This window comes from Bradyrhizobium manausense (genome assembly GCF_001440035.1).
Taxonomy (GTDB): domain Bacteria; phylum Pseudomonadota; class Alphaproteobacteria; order Rhizobiales; family Xanthobacteraceae; genus Bradyrhizobium; species Bradyrhizobium manausense.
Map to the genome: position 1 here is coordinate 167,566 of NZ_LJYG01000104.1, position 7,614 is coordinate 175,179.

Below are 7,614 nucleotides of genomic sequence, written 5' to 3' on the forward strand. Positions count from 1 at the left end.
GGCGGGGCCTTCAGTTCAAGATGACACGGTTGCGCGACAGGAACACGCGCTCACCTTTCGCGTCGCCCTCGATGACGAGATCCCACTGGCCGGGCGCGACGGAGGCGGCATTGCCACGATAGATGCCGATGCCGGCCTCCGCGAGCCCGACCGCGAGATCCGCGCGCTTGTCGGTCGGTCGTTCCAGGCGGCCTGCGAATTTCAATCCGGTCAACGGTTGGCCGCTTGCGTCACGCGCCTCGACCTGAAGCACGGCGTTGCCGTCGGCGCGCCGCTCGATATGGGCGTTGACCTGCCATTTGCGTGAGGCCTGGTCCTGCGCCGCCGAGATCTCGCGGTCGTAGGCGAGACCCGCGGCATAGGGGCTGTCGACATCTGTGCCGGGCAGCGTCGCAATCGCGAGCTTCATCATGGTGACGTTGACACCGATCACGACGCCGAAGAAGGCGACGAGGATCAGGAAGACCTTTGTTCCGGTCAGCGGCCTGGTTGCCATTGCAGTCTCCTGGTCTTACGGCGCGACGAAATTGTCTGTGGTGGATGCAGCCTCGCCGAGCCCGATATCGGTGACGTGGAAGCGAACCGGAATCGACTTCTCCGGATTGCCCTCGGCCGGCGCGGTGACGAGCAGGCGCAGCTCGCTGGTGGAGTCGCGGGGTATCACGATCATCGGGCGGTCCGGCGTCACGGAATCAGCACCGACGACATGGATCGTCGAATTGACCGGGCCGTCGATATCGATCGCGATCACGCGATCATGTCCGCTCTTGTTCAAGAGCCGGGCGGTATAGGCATTGCGAATCGAGCCGTCGCTGAGCCTGACCGCAACCGGGTTGCGGTCATGCAGCACGTTGATGTCGAGCAGGGTGCGGGTCGCCAGCACGTAGATCATGATGCCGCCGACCGCCGCGATGATCGCGCTGTAAACCATGGTGCGCGGACGGACGATGCGGTAGATCGGCGCCTTGCCCTCCTGGCGGCGGTGGATGTTGATGTCGTTGTCATAGGCGATCAGGCGAGTTGGCCGGCCGATCTTGGTCATGACATTGTCGCAGGCGTCGATGCAGAGCCCGCACTGGATGCAGCCCATCTGCGCGCCGTCGCGGATGTCGATGCCGGTCGGACAGACCGCGACGCATTGATAGCAGTCGATGCAGTCACCGACATGCTCGCCGAGCGCGCGCAGCTCGGCGGCCTTCTTCACGGAGGTGCGCTTCTCGCCGCGGTCGTAGCGATAGGTGACGTTGAGCGCCCATTCGTCGGTGAGCGCGGCCTGGATGCGCGGCCACGGGCACATATAGGTGCAGACCTGCTCGCGCATGTAGCCGGCGAGCACGAAGGTGGTCGCGGTGAGGATGCCGATCCAGATATAGGCGAGGGCTGGCGCCTGGAAGGTCAACAGCTGCTTCACAAGCGTCGGGGCGTCGTTGAAATAGAGCACCCAGGCGCCGCCGGTCCACCAGGCGATCATCAGCCAGATGAAATTCTTCAGCGCGATCTCCGAGACACGCCGGATCGTCAACGCGCCGACCGATTTGTCCTTCATCATGCGTTCACGGCGGTCGCCCTCGACGAAGCGCTCGACCGCATAGAACAGGTCGGTCCACACCGTCTGCGGGCAGAGATAGCCGCACCAGATGCGGCCGCCCACCGAGTTCATCAGGAACAGCGCGACCGCGGCGACGATCAGAAGGCCGGTGAAATAGTAGACCTCCTGCGGCCACAGCTCGATGAAGAAGAAATAGAAGCGGCTGTTGGGAAGATCGATCAGCACGGCCTGGCTCGGGGCGCCGAGACCGCGGTTCCAACGGACGAAGGGCAGGAAGTAATAGACGCCGAGGCAGAATGCCATCAGGCCCCATTTGATCCGGCGGAAGGTGCCGTGGACGCTTTGGGGATAGACCTTCTTGCGGGCTGCGTAGAGCGGCCCGTAGTCATCATCTGATGTGAGGTCTTTCGGGTTCACGGCCTTGTTCATCGCTCAAGTCGCCTCGGAAGGTGCGATTAAACCTAGACCCGACGTCGCTGGGTCCGTTGATCCAGCGCAAACGGGGGCGATTTTGTTCGCCCCCGCCTGCCGCCGATCGTCAGTTTTCAGGCTATTTTCCGCCGCCCAGCGAGTGGACATAGACCGCCATCGCCTTGATGGTGGCCGGATCGAGCCGCCCTTCCCAGGCCGGCATGACGCCGGCACGGCCATTCGTGATGGTCTCGATCAGGGTCGCCTCGTCGGAGCCGTAGAGCCAGATCTTGTCGGTCAGGTTTGGCGCACCGAGCTCCTGGTTGCCCTTGCCGCCGTCACCGTGGCAGGCGACGCAATTGTCGTCAAAAATCTTCCCGCCCTTGGCAGCGTCGTAGCCGTTCCGGGTCGGAAGGCCCGCGAGCGAGCGGACATAATTGGCCACCGTGACGATCTCGTCCGGCTTCAGCACGCCGTCCTTGCCGAAGGCGAGCATCTGGCCCTCATGGGTCTTGGCGTGACCGGAGCGTGCGCCGAACTGGATGGTCTGCATGATCTGGTCGAGCGTGCCGCCCCACAGCCAGTCGTCGTCGTTCAGGTTCGGAAAGCCCTTGGCGCCGGCCGCGCCCGAGCCGTGGCACGGCGCGCAATTGTCGCCGAACACGGTCTTGCCCTTGGCGCGGGCGAGCGCCAGCAGGGCCGGATCCTTCTCGATGTCGGCAAGCGAGGCCGCGCCCAGCGCCACCATCTTGTCGCCCCTGATCTTGTCGAGATTGGCGAGCTCGACCGCGACGTCGGCGCGCGATGAATAGCCGAGCACACCGCGCGTGTTGCCGGAGATCAGCGGCCAGGCCGGATAGACGATCCAGTAGCCGATCGCCCAGACGATGGTGAGATAGAACGTAATCACCCACCAGCGCGGCAGCGGCGTGTTGAGCTCCTTGATGCCATCCCACTCATGTCCGGTCGTGGACCTGCCGGTGACGGAATCGAATTCACCTTGATGCTCACTCATGATCTCTCACTCCTCCCGCAGCGGCAGGCGGGCTGCTTCGTCGAAGGCCGCCTTGTTGCGGGGCCAGAATGCGTAGGCGACGATCGCGAGAAAGATCGCGACGAAGACCGGCGTCCAGATCGTTGTCACGAGGCTGGATGCGAGATTGTCGAATGTCAGGATGGCTTTCATCGGTGATGCCTTCTCAGCGAAGATTGGCTTTCTCGTTGTAGAGCTTGAAGTCGACCAGCGTGCCGAGCATCTGCAAATAGGCGATAAGCGCGTCCATCTCGGTCGGCGTCCCGGTCTTGCCGTCGAAATTGCGCACGACGGCCTTGGCGTAGCGCTTGGTGAAGGCATCGGCGCCGGCATTGTCAGGATCGGCCTGCGCCTTCATGTCCGCGGCCGCGTTGGCGATCTGGTCGTCGCTATAGGGAACGCCGACGGTCCGCAGCGTGCGCATATGATCGGCGATAGTCGACGGATCGACCTCCGTCGAGCTGAGGAACGGATAGCCGGGCATCACCGACTGCGGCACGATCGCGCGCGGATTGGTCAGATGGGTGACGTGCCAATCGTCGGAATATTTGGCGCCGACGCGGGCAAGGTCAGGACCGGTGCGCTTCGAGCCCCACTGGAACGGGTGGTCGAACATGCTCTCGGCGGCGAGCGAGAAGTGGCCGTAGCGCTCGACCTCGTCGCGCAGCGGGCGGATCATCTGCGAATGGCAGAGATAGCAGCCTTCGCGGACATAGACGTTGCGCCCGGCGAGCTCGAGCGGCGTGTAGGGCCTGACACCGTCGACCGCCTCGATCGTGCTCTTGAGGTAGAACAGCGGCGTGATTTCAACGAGACCACCGATCGCGATCACCAGCAGGATGCCGACGATCAGGATGATCGAGTTCTTTTCGAAGACTTGATGGCGTGTCCAGAACGACATGGGAAGCTCCTCACTCCGCCGGCTGAAGAGCGACGGGCATCTGGACTTCCTGCTCGCCGACACGAACGGTCATCCAGAGGTTATAGGCCATGATCAGCGAGCCGATCAGGAACAGCGCGCCGCCGGCGGCACGGATGATGTAGAAGGGATGCATCGCCTCGACGGTCTCGATGAAGGAATATTCGAGGAAGCCGAGCGAGGTGTAGGCGCGCCACATCAGGCCCTGGAGGATGCCGGACACCCACATCGCCGAGATGTAGAGCACGATGCCGAGGGTTGCGATCCAGAAGTGCCAGTTGACGAGCTTCAGGCTGTAGAGACCCTTGCGATTCCACGCCCACGGCACCAGGCAGTACAGCGCGCCGAAGGAGACGAAGCCGACCCAGCCGAGCGCACCGGAATGCACGTGACCGATGGTCCAGTCAGTGTAGTGGCTGAGCGAGTTGACCACCTTGATCGACATCATCGGTCCCTCGAAGGTCGACATGCCGTAGAAGGCGACGGAGACCACCAGCATGCGCAGCACGGGGTCGGTCCGCAGCTTGTCCCAGGCGCCCGACAGCGTCATCAGGCCGTTGATCATGCCGCCCCAGGAGGGCATCCACAGCATGATCGAGAAGGTCATGCCGAGCGTCTGCGTCCAGTCCGGCAGCGCGGTGTAGTGCAGATGGTGCGGACCGGCCCAGATGTAGAGGAAGATCAGCGCCCAGAAATGGATGATCGAGAGCCGGTAGGAATAGATCGGCCGCTCCGCGCGCTTCGGAATGAAGTAGTACATGATGGCGAGGAAGCCGGCGGTGAGGAAGAAGCCCACCGCGTTATGGCCGTACCACCACTGGAACATCGCATCCTGGATGCCGCCCCAGGCGATGTAGGATTTTGAGCCGAGGATCGATACCGGCAGCGCGGGGTTGTTGCCGAGATGCAGAACCGCGATCGTCACGATGAAGGCGAGATAGAACCAGTTCGCGACGAAGATGTGAGGTTCCCTGCGCTTGATGATGGTGACGAGGAAGACCAGCAGATAAACCACCCAGACGATGGTCAGCCAGAGGTCGGAGTACCATTCCGGCTCCGCATATTCCTTGCCCTGCGTCACGCCGAGCAGATAGCCCGTGCCCGCGACGAGGATGAAGAAATTATAGCCGACGACGACGAACCAGGGCGCGAGATACCCCGCGAGCCGCGCACGGCAGCTCTTCTGCACCACGTAGAAGGAGGTTGCGAGCAGGACATTGCCGCCGAAAGCGAAGATCACGGCGGAGGTGTGCAGCGGCCGCAGCCGGCCGAATTGAATCCAGGGCAGATCGAAGTTCAGTGCGGGCCAGGCCAGCTGGGATGCGATGATCAGCCCGACCAGGAAGCCGGCGATGCCCCAGAACATCGCCATGAAGGAGGAGAACTTGATCGGGCCCATGTTGTAGTTGGGCCGGCCGTTGATCTCCTCGGCGGGCAAGCTCGCCGGGCGGTCGTAGTAATTGTTGACGATGAAGAACACCGCGGCAAGGCTGCCAGCTGCTCCGAGCGCAGCGTGGAAGGCGAAGGGCGCGTCAAGCGCCTTGGCCGAAGCGATCACACAGAGGAACGCGGTGACTGCGAACACGACAGCCAAGCCGCTTTCACCGATGGTCATTGATTTTGAGATGGAGGGCTGGGGCATCGCGGATTCTCTCTGAAAGAACACGCTGCCAGAAACCACATTCACCCTCGCGGGGAATTGATTGAAATCAAGACTTGCCGTTCAGTTCTTCGGATCTGGCGGTCATTTTCGCGACAGCCCGGTATTTTTGCGGCGCAACCCGTCGATATGCTACCGCTGCCCCCATCGTCATTGCGAGCGAAGCGAAGCAATCCAGAGTCCCTGCTCGGAAAGATTCTGGATTGCTTCGCTTCGCTCGCAATGACGGAGGCCGGAACCCTACCGCCCGGCTTGAGCCACTTAGTCGCTCGCGGTCGCCTTCAGCGCCGCGATGACGTCCTCGCGCGCGATGATTCCGGCCAGCTTCTGGGCGCTGTCGAGCACGATGATGCTGCGGATGCGGTGCTCGACCATGATCTGGAGAACGCGCGTCAGCCGCGTGTCGGGACTGACATAGATGAACTCCGGCGTCATGACATCGCCGACCTTCCGGCCCATCAGGTCGTGATAGCGCGGCAGCATCTGGCTCGGCGTGAAGGCGAAGCACTTCAGGATGTCGAACTTGGTGACAATGCCGACGACCTGTCCGTCGTCCTCGACGGGGTAGGAATTGAAATCGTCCTGCTCGAACATCTCGCTGAGCGCGAGCAGATTGTGGTCACGCTGCACCGTCCTGACGTTGCGCGTCATGTAGCCGCCGGCGGTCTGCTCAAGGAATTTGTACACGGCACGTCCTCATCGATTTGTCGGTACGGCCTCGCCTTCAATGCGACAGCAGCACGCAGCGCGCGGATTGCGTGACCAGATATTCCGTGACGCCGCCGAGAATCAGCTCGCTGAAGCGGGAATGGCCGTAGGCCCCGGCGACGATCAGGCCGGCTCCGACATCGCCGGCGATCCCCTCCAATCGCACGTCGGCCGTTTCGTTCGCCGCCTCCACCACGCGCGCCGTCGCCGTGACGCCGTGGCGGGCGAGCCAGGCGGCGACATCGCTGACGCGCTCGGCAACGACCGCATGGTCTCCGTCCGCCTCAGGAATCTCGACAATGGTGACGTCCTTCGCCTTGCGCAGCATGGGCAGCGCGTCAGCCACCGCCCGCCGCGCCTCGGGCGTGTCCTTCCAGGCCACGAGCACGCTGCGCAGATCGAGCCACTTGATCCCGTCGGGCACCACCAGCAGCGGCCGGCCGGCCTGCATCACCAGATCCTTGGGGCTTGCGAGCGCAAAGGAATCGGAGAAGGCGGGGCTCTGTCCGCCGCTGACGACGATGTCGGCACAGCGCGCCTGCACTGCGACGAATCGTGCGGGGAAGTCCGTGGCGCTGCGCCATTCCACCCGTCCGCCGCGGGCCTTGGTCGCGGAGCGGAATTGCGTCTCCAGGCCGGCCAGGCGTCCCTTGATGGAGGTTTCTTCCTGATCGATCAACCGCTGAGCTGCGATGCCGTCCGTGAAATAAAGTGGCGGAGCGAACCGCGCCGCGGCGACCCCGACGATCGCCGCCTCGAATCGTTCGGCAAGCTCGCCGGCGACCTGAAGGCGCGCATCGTTGGGCTGGCCGAGCGCCAGGCTGACCATCACCGTCGCGTATGTCATCGGGAGCCTCCAGTGCAAATCTATTTGATGAAATGTACGCCCCGCCTGAATTCCGGAGATGAGATAGATCAAGCGCTCCGCCTCCACCGCCGACGGGGGACGGAACTTGCCTCCGAGCCGGGCTTCGGCGACATTGCGGCAGCGGTAACCCTATCGGGGTCACCGCATCAGGATCAGGAGCATTGCTTGTCGCCGACCCGCGTAACGCACCCTCAAGATGACGGCCGGGGCGAACATTTCCGCGTCCGGATCGAGGGATTCGGCGTCGGCACCTGGGATCTCGACCTCAAGACCATGGAATGGGAATGGTCCGACGCGTCGAAGGCCCTGCTCGGCGTCCCGGCAGACCAGCCGGAGAGCTACGAGCTCTTCCTGGCGCGTCTGGAGCCGAAGGATCGTGAGCGGGTGGAGAGTGCGATCCGGCGCGTCTCCGAGCGCGGCGGCGGCCTCGATGTGTCCTTCAGAGTCGCCGGGGCCATAGGCGGGG

General features: G+C 63.4%; 9 protein-coding genes. 1 reads left to right on the plus strand and 8 read right to left on the minus strand.

The window, feature by feature from the left end; translation table 11 throughout:
- Positions 1-10: 10 nt before the first annotated feature.
- The 8 genes from AOQ71_RS27875 to AOQ71_RS27910 all read right to left on the minus strand — a co-directional run bounded on the left by AOQ71_RS27875 (position 11) and on the right by AOQ71_RS27910 (position 7,127).
- Positions 11-496 carry a FixH family protein gene (locus AOQ71_RS27875; RefSeq protein WP_057753381.1) on the minus strand — a complete coding sequence of 162 codons (486 nt, stop codon included), beginning with the start codon at positions 494-496 and terminating at the stop codon, positions 11-13.
- Between the two features lie 15 nt (positions 497-511).
- Positions 512-1,978, minus strand: coding sequence for a cytochrome c oxidase accessory protein CcoG (ccoG, locus tag AOQ71_RS27880; RefSeq protein WP_057753383.1), 1,467 nt, complete (start codon positions 1,976-1,978; stop codon positions 512-514).
- Positions 1,979-2,099: 121 nt separating this feature from the next.
- Entirely contained in the window at positions 2,100-2,975 is an 876-nt protein-coding gene (gene ccoP / locus AOQ71_RS27885) for a cytochrome-c oxidase, cbb3-type subunit III (protein WP_057753385.1), read from the minus strand.
- A gap of 6 nt (positions 2,976-2,981) precedes the next feature.
- Positions 2,982-3,146 (minus strand): CcoQ/FixQ family Cbb3-type cytochrome c oxidase assembly chaperone, encoded by a 165-nt coding sequence (locus AOQ71_RS27890; RefSeq protein ID WP_057753387.1) that lies wholly within the window; start codon positions 3,144-3,146, stop codon positions 2,982-2,984.
- Positions 3,147-3,159: 13 nt separating this feature from the next.
- Positions 3,160-3,894, minus strand: coding sequence for a cytochrome-c oxidase, cbb3-type subunit II (gene ccoO / locus AOQ71_RS27895; RefSeq protein WP_057753389.1), 735 nt, complete (start codon positions 3,892-3,894; stop codon positions 3,160-3,162).
- A 10-nt stretch (positions 3,895-3,904) separates the two neighbouring features.
- A complete protein-coding gene (gene ccoN / locus AOQ71_RS27900) occupies positions 3,905-5,554 on the minus strand; it encodes a cytochrome-c oxidase, cbb3-type subunit I (RefSeq protein WP_057753829.1) in 1,650 nt (549 codons plus the stop codon).
- A gap of 279 nt (positions 5,555-5,833) precedes the next feature.
- Positions 5,834-6,259 carry a CBS domain-containing protein gene (locus AOQ71_RS27905; protein ID WP_057753391.1) on the minus strand — a complete coding sequence of 142 codons (426 nt, stop codon included), beginning with the start codon at positions 6,257-6,259 and terminating at the stop codon, positions 5,834-5,836.
- 37 nt (positions 6,260-6,296) lie between these two features.
- Positions 6,297-7,127: a universal stress protein gene (locus tag AOQ71_RS27910; RefSeq protein WP_057753393.1), complete on the minus strand. Its 831-nt coding sequence runs from the start codon at positions 7,125-7,127 to the stop codon at positions 6,297-6,299.
- Positions 7,128-7,313: 186 nt separating this feature from the next.
- On the opposite strand from AOQ71_RS27910, the gene AOQ71_RS48660 reads away from it, so the two are divergent.
- Positions 7,314-7,614 (plus strand): PAS domain-containing protein (locus AOQ71_RS48660; protein WP_347336715.1); only part of this gene is annotated, 301 nt, incomplete at its 3' end.